This window comes from Novosphingobium sp. EMRT-2 (assembly GCF_005145025.1).
Lineage (GTDB): Bacteria > Pseudomonadota > Alphaproteobacteria > Sphingomonadales > Sphingomonadaceae > Novosphingobium.
The window spans coordinates 3,020,456-3,040,684 of sequence record NZ_CP039695.1; the positions used below are offsets into that span (position 1 = coordinate 3,020,456).

19 protein-coding genes are annotated in these 20,229 nt (G+C 67.6%); 2 read left to right on the forward strand and 17 right to left on the reverse strand.

All coding sequences use genetic code 11. The annotated features are described in order from the left end of the window. Position 1: 1 nt before the first annotated feature. The 5 genes from FA702_RS14820 to FA702_RS14840 form a co-directional block, all read right to left on the reverse strand. Positions 2-1,615, reverse strand: coding sequence for a toll/interleukin-1 receptor domain-containing protein (locus FA702_RS14820; RefSeq protein ID WP_136956749.1), 1,614 nt, complete (start codon positions 1,613-1,615; stop codon positions 2-4). Between the two features lie 121 nt (positions 1,616-1,736). After that, positions 1,737-3,137: a succinylglutamate-semialdehyde dehydrogenase gene (astD, locus tag FA702_RS14825; protein WP_136957451.1), complete on the reverse strand. Its 1,401-nt coding sequence runs from the start codon at positions 3,135-3,137 to the stop codon at positions 1,737-1,739. 20 nt (positions 3,138-3,157) lie between these two features. Continuing rightward, positions 3,158-4,168 carry an arginine N-succinyltransferase gene (locus FA702_RS14830; RefSeq protein ID WP_136956750.1) on the reverse strand — a complete coding sequence of 337 codons (1,011 nt, stop codon included), beginning with the start codon at positions 4,166-4,168 and terminating at the stop codon, positions 3,158-3,160. A gap of 5 nt (positions 4,169-4,173) precedes the next feature. After that, a complete protein-coding gene (locus tag FA702_RS14835) occupies positions 4,174-5,370 on the reverse strand; it encodes an aspartate aminotransferase family protein (RefSeq protein ID WP_210417551.1) in 1,197 nt (398 codons plus the stop codon). A 32-nt stretch (positions 5,371-5,402) separates the two neighbouring features. Next, on the reverse strand, positions 5,403-6,428 hold the full coding sequence (locus FA702_RS14840; RefSeq protein WP_136956751.1) for a 2-oxoadipate dioxygenase/decarboxylase family protein: 1,026 nt from the start codon (positions 6,426-6,428) through the stop codon (positions 5,403-5,405). Between the two features lie 72 nt (positions 6,429-6,500). Between FA702_RS14840 and FA702_RS14845 the strand changes: the two genes are divergently transcribed. Next, positions 6,501-7,412 (forward strand): LysR substrate-binding domain-containing protein, encoded by a 912-nt coding sequence (locus tag FA702_RS14845; protein ID WP_136956752.1) that lies wholly within the window; start codon positions 6,501-6,503, stop codon positions 7,410-7,412. 10 nt (positions 7,413-7,422) lie between these two features. On the opposite strand, the gene FA702_RS14850 is transcribed toward FA702_RS14845, so the two are convergent. The 12 genes from FA702_RS14850 to FA702_RS14900 form a co-directional block, all read right to left on the reverse strand. After that, positions 7,423-8,319: a YdiY family protein gene (locus FA702_RS14850; protein WP_136956753.1), complete on the reverse strand. Its 897-nt coding sequence runs from the start codon at positions 8,317-8,319 to the stop codon at positions 7,423-7,425. A gap of 153 nt (positions 8,320-8,472) precedes the next feature. Further along, positions 8,473-10,125, reverse strand: a complete 1,653-nt coding sequence (locus tag FA702_RS14855) for a DUF6351 family protein (protein WP_210417552.1) — start codon at positions 10,123-10,125, stop codon at positions 8,473-8,475. 92 nt (positions 10,126-10,217) lie between these two features. Then, a complete protein-coding gene (locus FA702_RS14860) occupies positions 10,218-11,849 on the reverse strand; it encodes an AMP-binding protein (protein WP_136957454.1) in 1,632 nt (543 codons plus the stop codon). A gap of 26 nt (positions 11,850-11,875) precedes the next feature. Then, the gene (locus FA702_RS14865; protein WP_136956754.1) at positions 11,876-13,279 is read right to left on the reverse strand and encodes an aldehyde dehydrogenase family protein; all 1,404 of its coding nucleotides are present in this window, start codon (positions 13,277-13,279) and stop codon (positions 11,876-11,878) included. Positions 13,280-13,324: 45 nt separating this feature from the next. Then, positions 13,325-14,380, reverse strand: a complete 1,056-nt coding sequence (locus tag FA702_RS23240; RefSeq protein ID WP_255504592.1) for a TonB-dependent receptor — start codon at positions 14,378-14,380, stop codon at positions 13,325-13,327. A gap of 95 nt (positions 14,381-14,475) precedes the next feature. Continuing rightward, a complete protein-coding gene (locus FA702_RS23245; protein ID WP_255504593.1) occupies positions 14,476-15,531 on the reverse strand; it encodes a TonB-dependent receptor in 1,056 nt (351 codons plus the stop codon). A gap of 34 nt (positions 15,532-15,565) precedes the next feature. Further along, positions 15,566-16,036 carry a cytochrome C gene (locus tag FA702_RS14875; RefSeq protein ID WP_125957181.1) on the reverse strand — a complete coding sequence of 157 codons (471 nt, stop codon included), beginning with the start codon at positions 16,034-16,036 and terminating at the stop codon, positions 15,566-15,568. Further along, the gene (locus FA702_RS14880) at positions 16,033-16,518 is read right to left on the reverse strand and encodes a cytochrome c (RefSeq protein ID WP_136956755.1); all 486 of its coding nucleotides are present in this window, start codon (positions 16,516-16,518) and stop codon (positions 16,033-16,035) included. The genes FA702_RS14875 and FA702_RS14880 overlap by 4 nt, the downstream gene beginning before the upstream one ends. After that, a complete protein-coding gene (locus tag FA702_RS14885; protein ID WP_125957177.1) occupies positions 16,515-17,063 on the reverse strand; it encodes a methylamine dehydrogenase light chain in 549 nt (182 codons plus the stop codon). The genes FA702_RS14880 and FA702_RS14885 overlap by 4 nt, the downstream gene beginning before the upstream one ends. 3 nt (positions 17,064-17,066) lie before the next feature. Further along, positions 17,067-17,657 (reverse strand): thioredoxin fold domain-containing protein, encoded by a 591-nt coding sequence (locus FA702_RS14890; RefSeq protein ID WP_194918318.1) that lies wholly within the window; start codon positions 17,655-17,657, stop codon positions 17,067-17,069. Next, entirely contained in the window at positions 17,657-18,157 is a 501-nt protein-coding gene (locus FA702_RS14895) for a MauE/DoxX family redox-associated membrane protein (protein WP_168196072.1), read from the reverse strand. The genes FA702_RS14890 and FA702_RS14895 overlap by 1 nt, the downstream gene beginning before the upstream one ends. A gap of 1 nt (position 18,158) precedes the next feature. Continuing rightward, complete coding sequence (locus FA702_RS14900) at positions 18,159-19,328, reverse strand: amine dehydrogenase large subunit (protein WP_136956757.1); 1,170 nt, start codon at positions 19,326-19,328, stop codon at positions 18,159-18,161. A gap of 150 nt (positions 19,329-19,478) precedes the next feature. Between FA702_RS14900 and FA702_RS14905 the strand changes: the two genes are divergently transcribed. After that, positions 19,479-20,183 (forward strand): TetR/AcrR family transcriptional regulator, encoded by a 705-nt coding sequence (locus FA702_RS14905; protein ID WP_136956758.1) that lies wholly within the window; start codon positions 19,479-19,481, stop codon positions 20,181-20,183. The last annotated feature ends 46 nt before the right edge of the window (positions 20,184-20,229 follow it).

A 20,229-nucleotide genomic window follows, 5' to 3' on the forward strand; every position in this document is an offset into this window, starting at 1 on the left:
GTTACTTCTCCGTTTTCAGATCGGGAAAACTTTGCAGGATGCGCAGGCGCCAGGTCAGCCAGTCGCGGTTGTCGGGATCGGTGGCGATCAACCGGTTCGCGGCCTGCATGGCCAGCCTTGCGGAGCCGCGCGCGCCGGTCTTGTCGCCAAGGTCCGACAGCAGCGTTGCCATCGAATAGCGCGAAAGCATCCAGTCCTGCCGGTAGGCGGCGTTGGCCGGATCGATGCGCAGCAGATCGTCCATGATCGTGGCCTGTTGCTGGCGTTCCGCCAGCGCGTCGCGCTTGTGTCCGGCCGCGTTGAGCGCATCGGCCAACCAGGCGTGGCGGTTGGCGAGATCGGCCTTGATGCCCGCATCGCCGGGGCGGGATCGCGCGGCCTGTTCCATCGCGGCAAGCGCGCTGCGGCAGGCGTCTAACCCGGCCGGCGGGCGCGCCTGCTCCGCCAGTTCCAGCGAACAGATATTGCCCTGCGCGTAACCCAGCTCGCGCAGCGCGCCGGCATCGCCGGGTTGCAGTTTCACCAGCTTTTCGGCCAACGCGCGATAGGCGGTGAAGTGCGGGCGCGCGGCGGCATAGCGGTTGCGCTGGTAGTCGGTATAGCCGATCCAGAACTCGCTTTGCGCATGCGCGAACACGCGCTGCGGATCGTTCGGCATTTCCGCCAGCAAAGCGCCGGTGGCGCGGTGCGCTTCGCTGAACTCCATCAGCGCGGCGTCCAACCGTCCGCGCTTCTGGTCGTCCTCGCCCATCGCTTGCAGCACGCGGGCGCGCCGGTCGAGCGAGCCGGCGGGCAGGCCGTCGAGATCGCCCTGTGCGGCATAGTAGTCCAGCGCGCGCGTGTTGACCGATTCCAGCACGTCGAGCCGCCCGACTCCTTCCAGCCTTGTCCGCAGGTCTGTCAGCATGAACTCGATCAGCCCTTCGGCCTGTTGCCTTTGCCGGTCTGCCTCGTTGCGCGCGTTGATCGCCACGAACAGGAGCGTGGACAGCACTACAACGGTCAGGGCGGAAACAAGCGTGATGGCCGTCACGCGGCGCAGCTGCCGCTGCGCGTCGCGCTGCACCAGCTCGTCGAGCCCGATGCCGGTCAATCCGGCAACAAGGCGCAGGCGGGCAAGCTTGCCGTCGCCGATCCGGCGGAAGTCGGCGGCGGCCGGCTCGCGCACCGCTTCTCCGGCTTCCCCGTCGGTCGCGGCATCCGTCAGACTGGGCGGAAAGGCGTCTTCCGGTTCGCCGTGGAGCAGCCCCGCCAGGATCGGGCGATCCGGGTGCTTTTCGCGGAAATAGCGGATTTCCTGATCGACCCAGCGCGAACGCCGCGCCTCGGGCGAACAGAGCACGATCAGGCAGGCCGATGCGGCCAGCGCGTTGCGGACTTCCTCGTTCAGATCGCTGGAGGCGGGCAGCTCGTTGCGATCGCGGAAGATCGGCGTCAGCCGGCGTGGCACCCGGCCGCGTGGCGTTTCCAGCCCCACCAGCCGGGGGGGGATGCGGTACGTCTCCAGCCAGCGGTGAAGCCGCGCGGCCGCCGGCGTATCCGCATGGCTATAGCTCAGGAAGGCGCGATAGCGCGGCTGCTCGTTTGCGGAACTGGCCTCCGGCGGGGCAGTCATCGATCACTCCAGCGGACAGTCTGGCAGACATAGGGGCCAAGGGCTGCCGAGGTTTATACTCAGGCAACGCCCTTAGACAATTGTCGCGACCGCTGGTGTGATCGATGCCGCAGCCGGCGGGTCAGCCTATTCCGGGCACCGCCTCGGGCACGGCCGCATCGCTTTCGAAGCTTGCCACCGGATAGGCGCAATAGTCCGCCGCGTACCACGCACCGGGGCGGTGATTGCCCGATTCGCCCAGACCGCCGAACGGCATGTTGGCGGCAGCGCCCGTGGTCGGGCGGTTGCGGTTGATCACGCCGGCGCGGGCGAAGTCGAGATAGTGCTCCCACTTCGCGTCATCGCCGGTGACGAGGCCGGCGGAAAGGCCATAGGCGGTGGCGTTGGCGGCGGCGATCGCCTGTTCGAAATCGCCCACGCGGCGCACGAACAGCACCGGCGCGAAGATTTCCTCGTCGGGCACGTCCACGCCGGTTACGTCATAGAGCGCGGGCTTGACGAAGCTGCCCGGCCGGCCGGCGATCCCGGTGAAGCGCCGCAGCGGGCGCGCGCCCATCCGCTCGATCGCGCCGACCATGTCGAGCGCGCGTTCCGCGGCCTGCACCGACACCAGCGGCCCCATGAAGGCGTCGCCGGCGTCCGACCATGCGGCCACCGGCAGGCGGTCGATCAGCGCGGTCAGGGCCTCGATGAAGGCGTCGCCCGTCGCGCCTTCGGGCACGATCAGCCGGCGCGCGCAGGAACAGCGCTGGCCGGTGGTGATGAAGGCGGACATCGCGATCACGCGCGCCACCGCCTCGGGATCGCCGTCCCACGCAATCAGCGGGTTGTTGCCGCCCAGCTCCAGCGCCAGCATCACGTGGGGCCGGTCGATGAAGGCGCGGCGGAAGGCGCGGCCGGCGGCGGAGGAGCCGGTGAACAGCAGCCCGTCGATGTCGCCGCCGATCAGCGCCGCGCCGGTCTCGCGCGCGCCCTGCGCCAGTTGGAGCACGCCATCGGGCAGGCCCGCCTCGGCCCACGCGCGGGCCATGACCTCGCCGGTCCATGGCGCGATCTCGGACGGCTTGAACACCACCGTGTTGCCCGCCAGCAGCGCCGGCACGATGTGCCCGTTGGGCAGATGGCCGGGGAAGTTGTAGGGGCCAAGCACCGCCATCACACCGTGCGGGCGGTGGCGCAGCACCGCGCGGCCGAACGCGGTCGCGCTTTCGCGGGTGCCGGCGCGTTCGGCCTGCGCCGCGATCGATACCTCGACCTTGCCGGCCATGGACGCAGCTTCGGTCTTGCTTTCCCACAGCAGCTTGCCGGTCTCGCGCGAGATCGTCTCGGCGATCGAGCCTGCGTTCGCCTTCAGGTAATCGGCGTAGCGCCGGGCCACGGCGATGCGTTCGTTCAGCGGCGTGCGCGACCAGCCGGGCAGGGCGACGCGGGCGCGCTCCACCATCGATGCGGCTTCCTCCGGCGCGGTGATCGCGCCTTCCCACACGGTTTCGCCGGTTGCGGGATCGATCGACTGGAGCATTTCGGCCATGTTCGCGTCCTTCAGGCCCGGACCAGGATCTGGCTGCCGGCATCGAGGCCGAGCATCCGGGCGGTGGAAGCCGGAATGTGGGCATTCCCGTCGCAAATGTCGACGGGGGCGTGAGTCACGCGGAAGCGCTCGATGGCGTCGTTGGCGACCAGCCGCGAAGGCGCGGCGGCGACGTTGTCGTTGACGGCTACGGTGCAGGGCGTGGTTCGACGGATCGTGTCGATCTTGTCGCGCGCGCAGGTCACCGTTGGTCCGCCGTCGAACACGTCGACCAGCCCGGTCCAGCTGAAGCCTTCGCTTTCGAGCATTTTGCGCGCGGCGCGGCCATCGGGGTGGACTTCGCCGATCACGTCGCGCGCGAACGGCTCGATCAGTTCCAGGTAGATCGGGTGGCGCGGGGCCAGATCGACCAGGAACTGCCCGTTGCTGGCGGTGATCATGCGGTCCGCTTCCTCGAAGGGCAGGCGGAAGAACTTGGCGGAAACGCCTTCCCAGAACGGGCTTTCGCCTTCCCAGTCAAACCAGCCGCGCAGTTCGGAAACGATCTTGTCGGCGAAGCGGTCGCGCGCCGCCGCTATCAGCATGTAGCGCGATGCCGCCAGCAGCGTGCCGTTGCCGCCGCCGCGATGCTCCGGGTGGACGAACAGCGAGCCGACCTCGCTGGCCCCGGCGCATTCGTTGACCAGCACCAGCGCCTCGTGCTCGAAGTTCACGCCGGCGGCGTTGGAATGCTGCGCCAGCTTGACCACGCGGAACGAGAAGTGCGGGCGCGCCACGCCGATCGCCCCGCGCACCGAGGCGACGCCGATCACCTGCCCGGTATCGCTCTCCTCCAGCATCAGCGTGTACCACGCCTCCGCCGCCGGGATCGTCCCGGCGAAGCTGGCCGCCGACAGGGCGAGCCGGTGGCCCAGCGTATCGGCGCATTCGGGCAGGCTGGTCAGCCCCGGACCGCCCAGGCGGGCGAGGTCGAGCAGGGCGTCGAGATCGGCTTCGGTGCCGGGGCGAACGATGCGGGCCATGGCGTTCAGGCCACTTCCGGAACGTGCGCGTTCCAGGCCGCGAACGTGGCGTCGAGCTTGGCGAGCGCCTCGTCGGCTTCGTCCTCCGAGATGATCAGCGGCGGCAGCAGGCGGATGCAGTTTTCGCCGCCGCCGGCCACCAGCAGGCCCTGTTCGCGCGCGGCGGCCATCATCTCGCGGTTGTTGGGCTTGAGCTTCACGCCCACCAGCAGGCCCTTGCCGCGCACTTCCTCGACGATCTCGGGATAGCGTTCGATCATCGCGCGCAGGCCCGTGGCCAGCCGGTCGCCGATCGCGCGCACATGGGCGAGCAGCGCTTCGTCGGCGATCAGGTCGAACGCCCTGGCCGCGACCGCCATGGCCAGTGGATTGCCGCCGAAGGTGGAGCCGTGGGTGCCGAAGACCATGCCCTTGGCCGCTTCGGCGCTGGCCAGGCACGCGCCCACCGGGAAGCCGCCGCCCAGCGCCTTGGCCACGGCCATGATGTCCGGCTCGCAGCCATCGAACCACTGGTGCGCGAACAGCTTACCGGTGCGGCCCATGCCGCTTTGCACTTCGTCGTAGATCAGCAGCACGCCGGCTTCGGTGCAGCGCTGGCGCACGTTGGCCAGCCATTCGCCGCTGAGCGCGCGGGCGCCGCCTTCGCCCTGCACCGGCTCCACGATCAGCGCGGCCGTGGTGGGGGAGGCGATGGCCTTCTCGATCGCGGCCATGTCATCGACATGAAGCTGGACGAAGCCGGGCAGGCGCGGGCCGAAGCCGTCGAGATAGGCAGCATTCCCCGAAGCGTTGACGGCGGCATAAGTGCGGCCGTGGAACGAACCGGCGAACCCGATCACGTCGATGCGCTCGCCCTGCCCGTTGACGTGGTGATAGCGCCGCGCCGTCTTGATCGCGCACTCGATCGCTTCGGAACCGGAATTGCCGAAGAACACCACGTCGGCAAAGGTCGCGCCGGTCAGGCGGTCGGCCAGTTCTTCCTGCCCCGGAATGCGGAAGATGTTGGAGACGTGCCACAGCTTGTCGGCCTGCGCCTTCAGCGCGGCGACCAGCGCCGGATGGCAATGCCCCAGGCCGTTGGTGGCGATGCCGGCCACGCAATCGAGGAACACGCGGCCGTCGCGCGTGTGCAGGCGCACGCCTTCGCCGCGTTCGACTTCGATCGGGGCACGGTTGTAAACCGTCATCAGGTGGTCGCTCATGCCTGTTCCTCCGGTTGCTGGGTCACGTATGCTCAGGCCGCGCGCGTCATCGTGAAGATGCCGGTCGCATTGGCGCTGTCGAAGCTGAGATCGAGTTTGCGCGACAGCGGTTCGCGATCGCGCGTGATGAATTCGTAGAACGACCCGGGCACTTCGCGTTCCACGCCGCGGCCCTGCGCATCGCGGAAGAACCGTTGCACCGGATCGGCGCGGAACGCGGTCTGGCGCACGCGGCCGTTGGCGGAAACCTCCACCCGGTCCTTGATCGGGCGGCCTAGCGCGCGCTGCTGCGCCGCCACCTGATCGACATCATCTACCCGGTCGGTCACGTGGTTGAAGCTGTTGCCTTCGGTCGCGATCCACGCCGCTTCGGCGGATTGCGCGAGGAGAGTCTCGTAGTCGGCCAGCGCCGGCATGGCGTGCTGGCGGCCGAACGCCGTAAGGATCGTGCGCAGGGCGGGCAGGGCATCGGCCAGCGGCACTGTGCCTTCGCTGGCGAAGCGGGCGAGCACGGCCTTGGCCTGATCGTCCAGCGGATCGCGGCTGCTGTCGAACACGCGGTGCGCGGCGGCGCCGAACGCGCCGTCGAACTGGCCCACGTCCAGCTCGCTGACGAAGAACTGCGGCACGTTCTCGGGATCGCCCAGATGGCGGAAGGCGAAGCCGGTCATGCGCAGGCGCGGCAGGGGATAGACCGCCGCCACGCGATAGCCCAGCGGTTCCAGAATGCGGCGGAACGCGTCGATCCCGCCCGCCATTGCCCCGGTCGCGCTCGACGGGAAGCGGATGGTGCGCAGCGCGCCGTGATCGAAGCGGATGCGCTCGCCCGCCGCGATGCGGTCGGCGACGTAGGCGCGGCCTGTGGGCACGCGCTCCAGCAGATCGGCGAACAGCGCGGCGTTCATGGCCCAGGTGAAGTCCAGCCGCGATGCCATGCCGGCGGGCGCGCCGGTGGTTTCGGGAAGATGGGCGATGCGCGCCAGCGTTTCCTGCGCCGCCGCTGGCCCGACAAGGCCCTCGACCAGCCGGGCAATCGCCGTATCATGCATATCGATCATCTTTCCTTGCGCCGAATGCCCTTAAATGCCAGCTTCACAAAAGGATCGGAAAAGACATTTCATCATCTTCTCATGACGGATCATCATCAGGAAGCCCGGCGCAAGGAACTGCCGCCACTGCCCGCGCTGGCCAGTTTCCTCGCCGCGATCGAAACCAGCAATTTCTCGCAGACCGGGCAGCGGCTTGCGCTCACCCAAAGCGCGGTCAGCCGCCAGATCGCCTTGCTGGAAGACTGGCTGCAGGTGAAGCTGTTCGAACGGAAGGGCCGGCGCGTGGTGCCGACCGCCGCCGCGCTCGCCTATGCCGAGGCGATCGGCCCGGCGGTTGACCGCATCCGCGCCGCCACGCGCCGCGCGCTGCAACCGCCGCAGGACGCGGCGCTGTCGATCGCGACGCTGCCCAGCTTCGGGATGCGCTGGCTGGCGCCGCGCCTGCCCGATCTCAGCGCGCACTATCCGGACATGCTGGTCAACCTTGCCGCGCGGTCCAGCCCGTTCGATTTCGCCGACGAAGGCTTTGATGCCGCGATCCACTTCGGCCTGCCGGACTGGCCTGGCGCGGAACACGCGCTGCTGTTCCGGGAAGACGTGGTGGCCGTCTGCTCCCCCGCATGGCTGGCGGCGCATCCGCTGGAGCAGCCCGCCGATCTGGTCGGCAAGACGCTGCTCAGCCTCGATTCCCGGCGCGATTCCTGGTCGCGCTGGTTCGCGGCGGCCGGTGTCCCGGCCAAGGGGCCGCCGGCGGGGCCATTTTACGAACACTTCCTGATGCTGTCGCACGCCGCCGCCGCCGGGCTGGGCGTCGCGCTGGTGCCGCGCTTCCTGATCGTGCCCGAGCTGGAAAGCGGCGCGCTGGTGGCGCCGTTCGACCTCGTGCTGACGGCCGAGGAAGCCTATTACCTCGTCTGGCCACTCGACCGGCCGGTCAGCCGGATGCTCGACCAGTTTCGCGCATGGCTGCTGCGAGAGGCGGCGGTCTCCTGACGTCCGTCGCTCAGAACCCGTACACCATGGTGAAGCGGGTGACGGTATCGGTTTTCTTGAAGCCGGCCGGCGGATTGCTGTTGTTGGTGATCTGGTAGGATACCCGCGCCGACAACGCGGTGCTGAGCTTGGCGGACAGCGACGTCAGCGAATTGAGATTGGTGTTGTCGCGGCTGTAAAGCGCGTTGGCGTCTTCGGTCAGCGTCAGCGTGCGCGAAATCGCCCAGCGCGCATTGAGCGCGGCGAGGCCGGTCAGGTCGCTGGCGGCGGGTTCGCCGATATAGCTGGTCTTGCGCCAGGCCGGGCCGGCCTTCACGTCCACGGTGAAATTCGGCTGCGCGATCACGCGATAACCGAGGCCGCCCGACAGCGTGGTGCGCGAGGTGAAGCCGGCGAAGCGGTCGCGTTCGTACTGGGCCAGGCCATAGGCGAACAGGCGTTCGTTGAAGCGGTAGTTCGGCTCGAACGCGAACAGCATCTGGTTGCGGCTGGTCTGCCCGTTGTTGCGCTGGTAATCGGCCAGCGCGCGCAGGCTGAAGCGCCAGCGCAGGCTTTCCCGGGTCAGCCCCAGCCCGGCGGTGAGGCCGACGGTGGTGGCGTTGCCCGACGATTGCGTCGCGCCGATCTGGCCTTCGCCCTTCCAGCCTTCCAGCAGACCCAGATGGCGCAGCTTCTCTTCCTTGGCGGCGGCGATCTGCGCACGGTGATCGCCGATGGTCCTGTCGACCTCGGCCGCGTCGGCGGGGCTGGCCTGCTTCAGGTACTTGGCGATCGTGTCGATGTCGGCATCGTTGCCGCTGGCGATCGCGGCATCCAGCATGGAGCGCATCTGCGGCGCAAGCTGGGCATGGGCGGTGCCGGCGGCCAGCAGGGCCGCACCGGCGAGAAGAAGCGACACTGTGCGCATGGGGCCTCGGGTGCAGGAGGGATCGGGACTGCGCACAAAGTCCCGATCCCTGCCGGCGTCAATTTGGGGACTGGACCGAAGTGCGGAGCATCGGTGCGAACCTGCTCCATTACGGCAGGGTCCGCGTCGGGCGCGCCGGCTCAGCCCGTCCAATCAGCCCTTGGGCGCACCATAGGGCATCCGGCATTCGTAGCTGCCGGCCAGTTCCGCATCGCCGCCGGTATAGTGGGCATAGGACGGCCACGGGCACATTGGGCGCTGGCGCGAAGGCTGGCTGGAGCGCCAGCTCAGCACCGCTTCGGGCGTCCGGCCCTGTTCCACCCACGCCACCACCGCGCCGAGCAGGTCGAAATCGTCGAAGGAATCGCCACCCCGGCAATGCCCCATGCCCGGCACCATGTAGAACCGGCTGGCATCGCGCCAGGCCGTGCCGTTCGCGGCGGAGGCGCGCTGCCAGTAGTTCAGCGTATCGAACGCGGAAAACCAGGGATCGCTGACACCATGGTAGAACAGGATCTTGCCGCCGCGCCCGAGGAAGGTGTTGAGGTTGGTCCAGGTATCGGTATCGGTCAGGCGCTGGCTGGCGTTGGCCCGGATCGCCTGGATGCGCGCGTCTACGTCGATGGCCAGATCGCGATTGGCCGGGCCGAACACGCCCGGCTTGCCCGTCGGCAGGAAGCCGGGAATGCGGCCCTCGGTATTGGTAATGCCCGTGTCGTAGGGATAGGGCGCGTAGAGCGATGCGCCCGCCTTGTCGCGCGGGGCGGTGAACGCGCGCTGGATAGCGGTGACTTGCGCGGGCTTCAGGCAATCCGCCTTCTGGCCCTTGCGGCAGGCCAGTCGGCTGGCGTCGAAGCGGCATTGCCCGACGTTCATGATCATGCCGTCGTCCAGGCCGTCCAGCCCGTCACACTGGGCAAGCAGACCCTTTTTCAGCACCGCGCGGTCCGCGTCGGAAAAGATGCGCTCCACCAGCGGCTTGCCCGCGCCATCGCGCGGGGCGGCCTGGTTGAACTGCACGGCGGCCCAGCTCAGCGCCAGGTTGGAATTGCCGGTGCGCATCGCCGGCGCGCCCACCACTATGCCATCGAACAGTTCGGGATAGCGCTGCGCCGCCAGCATGGATTCGCGCCCGCCGGTGGAACAGCCCGCCATGTAGCTGTGCCCGATCGCGCGGCCATAATAGCTGGCAATCATCGCCTTGGCGGTGCGCGCCACGGTGGGGACGGCGTTCTCCGCGAAGTCCAGCGCGGCGCGCTGGTCGGCCATGAAGCTGTCGTCGAACACCGCGCCCTTGTGGCCGCTGTCGTGGCTGGCCACGGCAAAGCCGCGCGCCAGCGCCGGGATGTCGCCGGCCGCCGCCGCGCCGATCGGCGGGTGGACCGTGCCGTTCAGCCCGCCGCCGCCTTGCAGCAGGAAGCGGCCGTTCCAGTCGTCGGGCAGGGCCAGCGCGAAGCCGATGCCGAACGGCTTGCCTCCCGCGCCGGTGCGTTCGCCGATCACGCCTTCGATGCGGCAATGCGGCGGAATGGAATTGGCGAGCGGCGCGGAATCCGGTTCCAGACGGGTGCCGGCCGGCGTAACGCCCACCGTCCGCGCGGTCAGGATCTTGACGTCGCCGGGCAGGGTCTGGCCGGCCAGCGCGGTGCAGCGGTCGGTGACGGGCGGCGCGGCGGGAGCGACGACGGTGGCCGGAGAAGCCGTTGGCGCTGCGGCAGGACGCGCCGCCAGCGCGTGCACGCCGGCAAACACCACCACGGTCATGCCCGTCAGGCCCAGCATTGCGCCCGAAATGCGTCTCGTCATCCGTTCCCTCCCACCGGACCGCTCCCCCGATCCCCGAAGTTATCCGGTATTACGATTGGCAGGCGAAGGGCAAGCGTTCAGGCGGTTGGCGTTCAGGCGGGGAGCGACAATTCCGCTTCCATCACCTTGCGCATCTCGAACTTCTGCGCCTTGCCGGTAACGGTCATCGCGAAGGCGCTGACGATGCGGACGTAACGCGGCACCTTGTAATGCGCGATGCGGCCCTTGCAGTGCGCGATCACGTCGTGCTCGCCCAGCGTTTCGCCCGGCTTGGCGATGATCCACGCGCAGACTTCCTCGCCGAACTTGGCGTCGGCCACGCCGAACACCTGCGCATCGGCGATCGCCGGGTGCGACAGCAGGAACTCCTCGATCTCGCGCGGGTAGATGTTCTCGCCGCCGCGGATGATCATGTCCTTGATCCGGCCGGTGATGCGGACGTAGCCCTGCGCGTCCATCGTGGCGAGATCGCCCGAATGCATCCAGCCGTCGGTATCGATCGCTTCGGCGGTCTTTTCCGGATCGTCCCAGTAGCCCAGCATCACCGCATAGCCGCGCGCGCAATATTCGCCCTGCTGGCCGATGGGCAGCGTCTCGCCGTCAAGTCCCACGATCTTTGCCTCGGCATGGGGATGGACACGGCCCACCGTGGCCACGCGTTCCTCGATCGGATCGTCGGTGGCGGTTTGCGTGGTCAGCGGGCTGGTTTCGGTCATGCCATAGCCGATGGTCACTTCGCGCATGTTCAGCCGTTCCATCACCTGCCGCATGGTGGTGACGGGGCAGGGGGAGCCGGCCATGATCCCGGTCCGCAGCGTCGAAACGTCGTAGGTATCCAGATCCGGCTGGTTCAGGATCGTGATGAACATCGTCGGCACGCCATATAGCGCGGTGCAGCCTTCGGCCTGCACCGCTTCCAGCGCCAGGCGCGGGTCGTAGGCTTCGCCCGGATAGACCATCGCCGCCCCGCTGGTCAGCGCGGCCAGATTGCCCAGCACCATGCCGAAGCAGTGGTACAGCGGCACCGGGATGCAGATGCGGTCGTCCGGCGTCAGCCGGATCGTGCGTGCGGTGAAGTACCCGTTGTTCAGGATGTTGCGATGGGTGAGCGTCGCTCCCTTGGGAAAGCCGGTCGTGCCGCTGGTGAACTGGATGTTGATCGCATCGTTCGGGTCGAGCGTGGCGTCCACGCCCGCCAGCCGGGCGGGATCGGGTTCGGCGCGCAGGTCGGCCCAGGGCATGAATCCATCGTGCCGTTCCTCGCCCAGCACCACGATCTGCTGCAGCAGCGGCAGCTTTTCCGCGCCCAGTTCGCGCAGCATCCCCACGTAGTCGCTGGTCTTGAACCGCGCCGCCGTGACCAACACCGTGCAACCGACCTTGTTCAGCGCGTATTCCACTTCGGAAACGCGATAGGCGGGGTTGATCGTGACCAGCACCGCGCCGATCCGGGCGGAGGCGAACTGGATGACCGTCCATTCCGCGCAGTTGGGCGCCCAGATGCCCACGCGATCGCCCTTGCGCACGCCGAGGTCGAGCAGGCCCGTGGCGATGCGGTCCGCTTCGGCGTCCAGCTCGGCCCAGGTCCAGCGGATGCCCTGGTGGCGCGAGGCCAGCGCCAGCCGGTCGCCCCACTGGCGGCCCGCCTGGCGCAGCGCGCCGCCGATGGTCGTTTCCAGAAGAGGGACATCGGTCGCCCCCTGCGTGATCGACAAGCCCTGCATCATCCTCCGCTCGTTTTCCGTTCTTGCTACTTCTTGATATTGATGACCTGCAGCTGGGTGTATTCGGCCAGCCCTTCCACCGACTGTTCCACGCCCAGCCCCGAATTCTTGAAGCCCGCCATCGGAATGTGCGGCCCGATGCCGACGTGCTGGTTCACCCAGACCTGCCCGCTTTCGATGCGCGAGGCAACATCGGCGGCGCGGGCTACGTCCTTCGACCAGACTGATCCGCCCAGCCCATATTCCGAAGCGTTGGCGCGGGCGATCACGTCGTCCACGTCGTCGAAGCGGATCACCGGCAGGATCGGGCCGAACTGTTCCTCGTCCACGATGCGATCGCCGTCGGTCACATCGCGCACGATCGTCGGGCGGATGAAATAGCCGGCGCGCTCCATCACCTCGCCGCCGGCGATCACCTTGCCCTCGGCCTTGGCCGCGTCGAGGAAGCCCTTGACCTTCTCGAACTGCATCGCGTTCTGGATCGGGCCGATCTGCGTGCCCTGTTGCAATCCGTCGTCGACAACGGCGGCCTGCGCCAGGTTGGCCAGTTCCTCGCACATCGCGTCATAGATATCGGCGTGGACATAGGCGCGCTTCACCGCCAGGCACACCTGCCCGCAGTTGAGGAAGGCGTTGCCGAAGATCGCCTGCGCGGTTTCACGCACGTCCACGTCCTCCAGCACGATCGCCGGGTCGTTGCCGCCCAGTTCCAGCGTCACGCGCTTGAGCGTGTCCGCGCCCGTCGCCGCGATGCGCTTGCCCGTGGCAGTCGATCCGGTGAAGCCGATCTTGGCGACATCGGGGTGCGAGGTTAGGTGCGGCCCCAGGTCGTTGGCGTCGGTGATCACGTTGACCACGCCCGCCGGGAAAATGTCGCGGCACAGCTCGCCCAGCATCAGCGCGGCGACGGGGGTCGTCGGCGCGGGCTTCAGCACGATGGCGTTGCCGGCCAGCACGGCGGGGCCGATCTTCCAGCAGGCGACCAGCAGCGGGAAGTTCCACGCGATGATCCCTACCACCACGCCCAGCGGCTTGTGCCTGACCGCAATGTAGCCGTCGGCGTCATCCTGGATCACGCGGTCGGGCAGTTCCAGCGTAGCGTAGTGGCGCAGGTATCCCTCGGTCCAGGCGAGTTCGCCCTGCGCCTCGGCCAGCGGCTTGCCCTGTTCCAGCGTCAGCGTGCGGGCAAATTCGTCCCTCCGCGCGGCGATGGCGTCCGCCAGTTCGATCAGCTTCCGGCTGCGTTCCGCGAACGGGACGGCCGACCAGCCCGGCACCGCGGCCTTGGCGGCGGCGATGGCCTTGTCGGCCTGCGCCGCCGAGGCGCGGGGAACCGTGGTGAAGGGTTCCCCGGTCGCCGGGTTCACGACGTCCAAGGTCATGTCGCCAGGGACGAGTTCGCCGCCGATCAGCAGCTTGGTATCGGTCATTTTCCTCTCCCCCGCGCCCGGGACGCGGATTGTTGTACCGGAACCTTAGAACTTGGCGCCCAGCGTCACGCCGAATGTGCGCGGGTTGCCGATGTGGTTGTAGTCGAAACCGAAGCCCGCCAGCAGATCCACCCGCGATGTGAAGTAGAACTTGTTGCCCAGATTCTTCGCCCAGACCGACAGCGAATAGCGCCCGTCCGCCGTCTCCAGGTCCATATGCCCGCCCACCAGCGCGTAAGATGACTGGCGCAGGCGGGGGACGTTGATAACCTCGAAGAACTGGCTCGACTGGAACGACAGGTCCGGATGGATCGAGAACGTAACGGCGTCGTTCTTGAACACGGTGAAATCCACTCCGGCGTTGAACGTCAGCGAAGGCGCGTTCGACAGGCGGCGCCCGGAAACGTCGGTGCCGCTCACGTCGCCCCGGATGATCTTGGTGGACAGCAGGCCCATGCCGCCGTGGAAGGTGAAGGTGTCGGTCGGGCGCACCGTCAGTTCCGCTTCCGCGCCATAGATGCGCGACTTGGGAATGTTGAGCAGCGTCTGCGCGGCGGTGGTGGGATCGACGTTGATGAACTGCTGGTTGCGGTAGTCGTAATAGAACGCCGCCATGTTCAGCGTCACGCGGCGGTCCCAGAACTGCGTCTTGGCGCCCACTTCATACGAGGTGACCTTTTCCGCCTTGGCGACACTGAGTTCCGACGGATCGAAGAACGCCTGCGCGTTGAAGCTCGGCGCGCGATAGCCCTTGCTGAAGCTGGCGTAGAGCAGGTCGCCGCTGGCCAGCTTGTAATCGAAGCCGATCTTGCCCGAGACGTTGTTGTTCTTGTAGCGCAGCGCCGACGGCGGGATCAGCGTGGCGACAAGGCTGTTGTCCACGCCCAGCGCGTCGGACCGGAAGCCGTTCTGCACGCCGGTATCGTGGGTGTAGCGCAACCCGCCGCGCACGGTCAGCGCATCGGTCAGCTTGTATTTCAGGTCGCTGTAGAGCGCGAAGCTCTTCTTGATCTGGGTGAACTGGTTCTTGACCTTGCAGGCCAGCGGCAGCCCGTCGGCGCAGTCCTGTGCGTTGATGAAGCCATCGCCGTTGACGTCCACGTCGGTCGCAATCTCGAACGTGGTCTCGTTATAGACCTTCTCGCGGTTGAAATAGGCGCCCAGGATGAAGTCGAACGGACCGCCGGTGTCGCTGGTCAGGCGCAGGTCCTAGCGAACTGGCTGGCGCGGTCGTAATAGGGGATTTCCAGCAGCTTGGTGGCGGTGCCGTCGGTATCCTCGCGGAAGAACAGCGTGCCCTTGTCGTAGGAGGTGATGCTGGTGATCGCCAGCGTGTCGGACACGTCGATGTTGGTGGTCAGCGCGACCGACGTGGTGCGCGCGCGGCGGCGCTGGCTGACGTCGGAAGCGATTTCCCACTTCGACAGGCCGGGCCGGTGGACCGCTTCGGGCTGGGCGTAGATGCCGTAGTTCTGCGGGTTCTGGAAGCTGGTGGAAGCACGCAGGGTGAAGCGCACGCTGTCGGTCGGTTCGAACTTCAGCGTGCCGCGCAGCGCGTATTCGCGTGTGCTGGCAAGGTCCGGCAGGCCGGGCACCACGTTCTTGAACCAGCCGTCCGCGCGCGAGAACGTGCCGGCCACGCGCAGCGCGGCCTTTTCGCCCAGCGGCACGTTGACCGCGCCGTTCACGTCCACGCGGTTGTAGTTGCCGTATCCCGCGTTGAGATAGCCGCTGGTCTCGCCGAGCTTGGCATCGCGGCTGATGATGTTGACCGCGCCGCCCGTGGTGTTCTTGCCATAGAGCGTGCCCTGCGGCCCGCGCAGCACTTCCACGCGCTCCAGGTCGTACATGGCGACGCCCAGGAACGCGAAGTTGCCCTTGTAGACTTCGTCGTAATAGGTCGCGACCGGGCTGGACTGGTTGAGGCTGTAGTCGGACATCGACACGCCGCGCAGCGCGAAGATCGGCGTGTTGTCGCCCACGATCGAGGTCAGCTGCAGGTTGGCGACCTTGGTCACCAGGCTGTCGACATTGGTGATGCGCGATTTTTCCAGGGCATCGCCGCCGATCGCCGAAACCGAGATCGGCACCGACTGGAGGTTTTCCGATCGCTTCGCGGCGGTGACCACGATTTCGCCCGGCGCGCTTTCGCTGCCGCTGTCGCTTTGCGCCTGCGCGAAGGCCGGGGTGGCCGTGGCGGCGAAGACCGCGATTGCGGTGAGCGCGGTGTTGCGGAGAAGACGTTCCCTCATGGTATTGCTACCTCCCATTGTGATGGTGCCCTGTTCAGGGGCGCGCTTGTTCCTGCCCTGGTTGTGAAAACCCCTCGACCAGGCGCGCTCTCATCGCGGCGCGCTCGAGCCGAAGGGGGTGTTGGCGCAGACGCCCGATTTCCTCCGCCGTGTAGGGGCGGAAGTCGGCCGGCATGTGCGCCGCATCAAAAGTATAGAGTGTCCAGTTGACCAGATTGGCGAGCCTTGCGTCGTCGAGATTGACGGTCGAAACGCCGGGCACGCGGCCGATGAATTCGCGCCCGCCCGGCACTGAAAGGAACCGGGCGACGATGTGCTTCATCGGCGGATTGGAATGGTCGTCGCCGCTGCCGTCGGGCCGGTGGCAGCCCTGGCACTTCAGCATATAGTCGACCTTGGCCTGCCGCACGTCCGTCACGCCCGGCGGCGCGGCCTCGCCCGCCTTCACGCCAGCGCCGGCCAGCAGGGCGGCAAGGAGCGGAAAGGCGAGCAGGGCCGGTTTCATTTACCGCCGGCCCCGGCATGGAGGCGGGCGACGTCGGCCGAGGAAAGCGATGCGCCGCCGGCCCGGATCGTGCCGATCTCGGCCGGGGTGAAGCGGCGGAACGCCGGCCCGACCTTAGTGATCGTGGTGCCGACATGGTTGAGCACGGCGGCGATGGCCGCGTCATCCAGGCCCGCTTGCGCTGGCATCACGCCGCGAAAGGCTTTGCCTTCGACCGTGATCGGGCCGGACAGCCCCTTGATGACGGCCAGCGCGATATAGCGCCGGCCTTCGTTGCGCGCCGCCAGCGTGCGGAAATCGACGCCCAGCGGGGGATAGGCGCCGGGCACGCCCGCACCGGTCGCGGTGTGGCACGCGGCGCAGCGGCCATAGAGCGCCGCGCCATTCGGTTCCGCGCTGCCAGCCTGCGCCGGGCTGCGCGCGACCAGAGCGGCGGTGAGCGCCATCGCGCCGAGGGCAGCAACTTTCAGCGCGCCGGTCATTTCGGCTGGTCCAGCGCCACGCCCACGATCACCGCCGTGGAGCAGTTGTACACGCTGCTCTGCGAGCCCAGACACCAGTTGTAATCGTTGTTCGATTGCGGGCGCACTTGCGGGCGATCGCCCTCGTTGCGGTTGCACAGGCACTGCCCGCACGAGGACGTACCGCAGCAATCGTTGTAGCTGATGATATAGGCGCGGTTGTCGGCCGGGTTGGTGCAGGTGCCAATCCAGGTGATCGGCGACATTTCCGTGCCCGGCGGGCAGCTGCTGACCGACCCGCCGCAGCAGGTGCAGAGGAAGCCGTCGATCGCGCAGTAGCGCCAGTAATCGCAGCTCGTGCGGTCGCCGGGGTCCTGATCGATGCCGGCGGTTACCGGGCTATGGGTCGGCCCGCCGCCGTGCGTGGCGGCGCGCGCCACCGGCAGGACGGGAAAGGTGGCCGCGCCGGTCATGCCCGCGCCTAGCCACGCCAGCATGGACCGGCGCGACGTGCCGCGGGCGATGCGCCGGGCGAATTTCTCGGTAAGCTTGTCAAAGCCGGCCATGGCTCAGGCCTCCCTGTTGCGGCGGGCGAGATAGTCCTGGATCGACGCCACGCCGCGTTCCTTGGCTTCGAACAGACTTTCGAGGTGCTCCCGGCTGTTGACGAGGCCGAGCGAGGCGACCTTGCCGGCTTCGTCGAGCAGCACCGCATAGGGCAGCTTCGATACGCCGAAGGCGCGGCCGAGCGCTTCGGACAGGACCAGCGGAATGCCGTCGAGGCCGTGGTCCTTGGCAAGCTGGCGGTATTGCCCCTTGGTGCCGTCGCCCGCGATCACGATGTCGATCCAGTCGGCTTCGGCGCGCGCGGCGGAGCGCACCACCGGCAGCAGCGATTTGCACACCGGGCAATCGGGCGAGGCGAAGAACAGCAACTGGCTGCGGCCTTCGCGCTTGCCGCCGATCTCGATCGGCGCGCCGTCGATGGTGGTCACCGTCATGGGAGAGGCGGTTTCACCGACCTCCACCTTCTGGTGCAGGGTCAGCGCGCCGGCCGGCGCGATGCGTTCGTGGAGAATGCCGACCTGGCGGGCAAGGGCTGCGATCAGCAGCGCCTGAACGATCACGGCGGTCCACAGCAGGATCTGGGATGTCAGCATCACGGCTTCCTCCACGCGGGTTGGGGAATGGCGAGCAGCTCGGAAATTCCGAGGTAAAGCGCACAAAGTCCGGCGGCGGCGAAGGGCGTTTCGATGCCGAACGCCGCCGCCGGGAGGGTGGAAACGAGGCCGGCTGCCAGTGCGAGCAGCGCCGGGCGGGCGGTTTGCGCTAGGGTCACCGGCTTTTCGCGGGCGACCAGGTCGCAGCCGCAATCGAGCACTTCGCCCCGGCGGCGGAACAGGGCGATAGCATAGCCCAGCCACAGCGCGGCGGCGATCAGCGCGCCGGTCCTTTGCAGGGGAGTAATGAGCAGGCAGGCCGCCGCCACCGCTTCCACGCTGCCCGCCGTTAGCAGGAGCAGCGGGCCGGAACTCGGGCGCGTGCCCGCCAGCCGCGCGGCGGCGATGGCGAGCCGTTCATGGGCCAGCCCCTTGTGCAGCGCCGATCCGGCCAGCAGCAGCGCCAGAAACAGGGTGATGGAACCGGGTGCGGGCGCCATCTCAGGGCACCGGCGTGATGAGGATCGGGTTGGCGGCAACCGTCGCGCCCAGCGAGCGGACGAACGCGCCGGTGGCGGCGTCGTGCACATCGATCACGCCGTCGGCGCGCGCGACGATCAGGTGCGGGGTGTCCTCGGGCGTCACGCCCACGGCCACGCCCACCGACCGCAGCGGGAAGCGGGCGATTCGCGCCTTCTTCGCCGGGTCGATCACCCACACTTCGGTGCCGCCATCCTTGTGGCTGCCCTCGCGACCGTTGGGGCTCATCAGCACGTAAAGAAGACCTTTGGCGTCCGCCGCGATCACTTGCCAGCCGCCCGGCCGCCATTCGGGCGCGCCGCCTTCGGTCGTGCCCACGTTGAACGCACCGGGCAGGGGGCGGGGAACCGGGCCGGAGAAATCGAAGCCCTGAACCTGCCCGTAATAGCTGACGAACCAGCCCGTCCTGCCCATCATCGCGGGCGTGCTGAACAGCGGCTGCTTGTCGATGTCCTGCACCTTGGCGATGGTCTTGGAAGAGGCGACCTGGCCCTTGTCGTCCAGCGTCACGCTGAACATCGAACCGTCGGCGCAGAAGCTGCTGAAGCCGCGCTCGCCGGTGGGATAGATCTGCGCGCAGCCGGGCAGGTCGATCTCGCTCAGGATCTTGCGCGCGTCGAGGTCGACCACCGTCACCGATTGCGCGGGCGTGAAGTTCGCCACCAGCGCCCAGTGTTCGCCGTTGGTGAACTGGAACAGGTGCGGATAAGTCACCGATTGCTGGCGCTTGCCGCCGGGCAGCACGATCTCGCCCTTGGGTTGGAGCGTTTCCATGTCCCAGATGGTGATCGCGTCGGTGCGCTCGCCCCGCGTCAGGCGGGAGAAGAAGGTCTCGGCCGTGTAGATTTCGCCGCGCTGGCGCGAAACCAGCGAATTGGCGAACTGCGCCGCGCGGACCAGCCCTTTCAGCGGCTGGTTGGCCGATGTGGTGTCCACCACCGCAAGCCGCCCGTCGAGGATCGAGGCGAAGTAGAAATCGTGGATGACGACCCAGCTTTTCGGCCACGCCTTCGGCAGCGTCTTGACCGTGGGGATCGGCTCTTCGGGCAGCGGCGTGGGATAGGCGGCGGGTGCGGCGGAAACCGCGCTCGCCGAAACGGAGAGGGCAAGCGCCAGAGCAAGAAACCTCATGCGGTACTCCCAAAGTCTCGGCGAATTGTTGCGCCTTTGTTGCCGGGAGAATGACGAATGAGGCATAATTCTGTCAAGTGACCTAATTTTGTCGCGTGACATATTTTTTAAGGCGGGTTATCAAGAGCGAAAGTGGAGCTGAAATTTATTATGAATCAGTATGATGGTGCGCCATCTTTCGTCACCGACCTGGTCTTTCCGGAACGCGAGGGCGGCTATGCCAAGGGCCACGAAACCCGCGAACTGATCCTGCGCACCGCGCTGCACATCCTGATCGAGGAAGGCTATCGCGCGATGTCGATGCGGCGAGTCGCCGCCGCCTGCGACATGAAGTTCGGCAACCTGACCTACCATTTCCGCAGCCGCGAGGATCTTGTGCGCGAACTGCTCGACGCGGTCATCCGCAGCTACGAGCAGGAATTCGACGCCATCGTGCGGATGCCCGGCGCGCCGCCGGAAGAGCGGTTGCGCCGCCTGTGCCTGCTGGTGCTGGAAGACATCCGCAGCAAGAAGACGACGCGCTTGTTCCCGGAATTGTGGGCGCTGTCCAACCACGACGCATTCGTGTTCGACCGCGTCCACGAACTCTACGTCCGCGCCCGCGCGCCCGCGATCGAGATCATCCGCGAAATGCGCCCCGACCTGCCGTGCGAGGCGTGCGAGATGCTCGCGCTGTTCATCTCCGCCTCGATGGAGGGGATGACCGTGTTCGCCGGCTACGACAAGCCGTTCGAACCGCACATGGCCAAGCTGGAAAGCATCGCGCTCAAATCGTTCATCGCGCTGTTGAAAACAGTAACGGCGGAAGAGGCGCTGGCGCTGGGCGAGGGCGGCGAGGCGTGCGCCCGGGTGTGATCTGGTGGCGCGCGGCTCGGGGACCGGGTTGAATGGCGGGAAGGGC

What these genes read in the sequence shown, in the direction of transcription:
- FA702_RS14840 (WP_136956751.1), bottom strand. Translation starts at nt 6,428, where the DNA reads ATGATCGATATGCATGATACGGCGATTGCCCGGCTGGTCGAGGGCCTT.
- FA702_RS14880 (WP_136956755.1), bottom strand. Translation starts at nt 16,518, where the DNA reads ATGACCGGCGCGCTGAAAGTTGCTGCCCTCGGCGCGATGGCGCTCACC.
- FA702_RS14865 (WP_136956754.1), bottom strand. Translation starts at nt 13,279, where the DNA reads ATGACCGATACCAAGCTGCTGATCGGCGGCGAACTCGTCCCTGGCGAC.
- FA702_RS14845 (WP_136956752.1), top strand. Translation starts at nt 6,501, where the DNA reads ATGACGGATCATCATCAGGAAGCCCGGCGCAAGGAACTGCCGCCACTG.
- FA702_RS14860 (WP_136957454.1), bottom strand. Translation starts at nt 11,849, where the DNA reads ATGCAGGGCTTGTCGATCACGCAGGGGGCGACCGATGTCCCTCTTCTG.
- FA702_RS14850 (WP_136956753.1), bottom strand. Translation starts at nt 8,319, where the DNA reads ATGCGCACAGTGTCGCTTCTTCTCGCCGGTGCGGCCCTGCTGGCCGCC.
- FA702_RS14890 (WP_194918318.1), bottom strand. Translation starts at nt 17,657, where the DNA reads ATGCTGACATCCCAGATCCTGCTGTGGACCGCCGTGATCGTTCAGGCG.
- FA702_RS14885 (WP_125957177.1), bottom strand. Translation starts at nt 17,063, where the DNA reads ATGGCCGGCTTTGACAAGCTTACCGAGAAATTCGCCCGGCGCATCGCC.
- astD (WP_136957451.1), bottom strand. Translation starts at nt 3,137, where the DNA reads ATGCTCCAGTCGATCGATCCCGCAACCGGCGAAACCGTGTGGGAAGGC.
- FA702_RS14905 (WP_136956758.1), top strand. Translation starts at nt 19,479, where the DNA reads ATGAATCAGTATGATGGTGCGCCATCTTTCGTCACCGACCTGGTCTTT.
- FA702_RS14820 (WP_136956749.1), bottom strand. Translation starts at nt 1,615, where the DNA reads ATGACTGCCCCGCCGGAGGCCAGTTCCGCAAACGAGCAGCCGCGCTAT.
- FA702_RS23245 (WP_255504593.1), bottom strand. Translation starts at nt 15,531, where the DNA reads ATGAGGGAACGTCTTCTCCGCAACACCGCGCTCACCGCAATCGCGGTC.
- FA702_RS14830 (WP_136956750.1), bottom strand. Translation starts at nt 4,168, where the DNA reads ATGGCCCGCATCGTTCGCCCCGGCACCGAAGCCGATCTCGACGCCCTG.
- FA702_RS14875 (WP_125957181.1), bottom strand. Translation starts at nt 16,036, where the DNA reads ATGAAACCGGCCCTGCTCGCCTTTCCGCTCCTTGCCGCCCTGCTGGCC.
- FA702_RS14900 (WP_136956757.1), bottom strand. Translation starts at nt 19,328, where the DNA reads ATGAGGTTTCTTGCTCTGGCGCTTGCCCTCTCCGTTTCGGCGAGCGCG.
- FA702_RS14895 (WP_168196072.1), bottom strand. Translation starts at nt 18,157, where the DNA reads ATGGCGCCCGCACCCGGTTCCATCACCCTGTTTCTGGCGCTGCTGCTG.
- FA702_RS14855 (WP_210417552.1), bottom strand. Translation starts at nt 10,125, where the DNA reads ATGACGAGACGCATTTCGGGCGCAATGCTGGGCCTGACGGGCATGACC.
- FA702_RS14835 (WP_210417551.1), bottom strand. Translation starts at nt 5,370, where the DNA reads ATGAGCGACCACCTGATGACGGTTTACAACCGTGCCCCGATCGAAGTC.